Below are 1,756 nucleotides of genomic sequence, written 5' to 3' on the forward strand. Positions count from 1 at the left end.
GTTTCTTTTTCGTTTAATCCAAGTGTACGACCAGTAGAAGTGTGAAGATCTTGGAACAATCTTGGATTTTCAGTTAGTGAAATGCCATATGAAGGAATCATTTCTTTTATTTTTTCTTCCCATTCTACCATGCGGCTTGGGAAACATTTTTCTAATACTTCAAGCATGACGTGAACAGCAGTAGAAGCACCTGGTGATGCGCCTAGTAATGCGGCGATTGAGCCGTCAGCTGCACTTACTACTTCTGTACCAAATTGAAGTGTTCCTTTACCGCCAGCATCAGTATCTTTAATTACTTGTACACGTTGTCCAGCAACTACAATATCCCAATCTTCACTTTTCGCGTTCGGAATGAATTCGCGTAATTCTTCCATACGTTTTTCATGTGATAACATAACTTGCTGAATTAAGTATTTTGTAAGTCCCATTTCTTTTACACCAGCGGCTAACATCGTTAAGACGTTATTCGGTTTTACAGAACCGATTAAGTCAAGATTTGAGCCAGTTTTTAAGAATTTAGGTGAGAAGCCTGCGAATGGTCCAAACAGTAAAGCTTTTTTATTGTCTATATATCTCGTATCTAGATGAGGTACAGACATTGGCGGAGCGCCAACTTTAGCTTTACCGTACACTTTCGCATGATGCTGCTCTACAACTTTTTGGTTTTTACATACCATAAATAGTCCACTTACTGGGAAGCCACCGATATGCTTTGATTCAGGGATACCAGTCTTTTGAAGTAGAGGTAGGCTACCGCCACCGCCGCCAATAAAGACGAATTTAGCAGTATGATGCTCAATTTTACCACTATTCATATCGTGTACTTTTACTTCCCACAAACCATTTTTCGTGCGCTTAATATTTTCGACACTATGCTTGTAGTTTAGCTCGACATTTTTTGTTTTTAAGTAATCAAACAACATACGTGTTAATGCACCGAAGTTAACATCTGTTCCAGAGTCAATCTTCGTTGCCGCCATCGGTTCATTAGATGTGCGACCTTCCATAATGAGTGGAAGCCATTTTTTTAATGTTTCAGGAGCATCAGAAAATTCCATTCCTTGAAACAGTGGATTTTTTGAAAGCGCTTCAAAACGGTTTTTTAGAAACTCAACATTTTTTTCCCCTTGTACTAAACTCATATGAGGTAGTGGCATAATAAAATCTTGTGGATTACGAATTAATTTGCTCTTTACAAGATATGCCCAAAATTGTCTTGAAAGCTGGAATTGCTCATTCACTTTTACAGCCTTACTAATATCTATAGATCCGTCAGCTTTTTCGGAAGTATAGTTCAGTTCGCATAGCGCAGAATGCCCTGTACCTGCATTATTCCATTCGTTAGAGCTTTCTTCCCCGGCACTTGCGAGTTTTTCAAAAACTTTAATTTCCCATTCTGGTGCTAATTCTTTTAGTAATGAGCCTAACGTTGCACTCATAATTCCTGCACCAATTAAGATAACGTCTGTTTTTTGCTGCATGTTGCTCATGATAATCTCTCCATCCCCTATATTGGCAAAAAAGTGTAGGTGTTTTCTATGTCTAAGCCGTAAAAGAGAAACACCGCCTAGGCCCCACCTAGGTGTATACCTTTTTTGTCTCAATTATATAACCATCTCATACTCTATTATAATAATTAATAGACTAAAATATCTAGTGTTATCTGATAATTTTAAACTATTTAACGTTTTATTCGCTAAAAATCTTATTTAACAAGCTCTTTTAAGGTGGTAAATAGAAAAAAATTACAGTTTGA

1 protein-coding gene is annotated in these 1,756 nt (G+C 37.3%); it reads right to left on the bottom strand.

The features are described from left to right. Window positions 1-1,490: malate:quinone oxidoreductase (locus tag ACQGS6_RS27860; protein WP_426965986.1), on the bottom strand; the 1,490-nt coding region annotated here is incomplete at its 3' end. Window positions 1,491-1,756: the final 266 nt, after the last annotated feature.

This window comes from Bacillus sp. GMs2/2, from assembly GCF_050172095.1.
GTDB classification, from domain to species: Bacteria; Bacillota; Bacilli; order Bacillales; family Bacillaceae_G; genus Bacillus_A; species Bacillus_A cereus.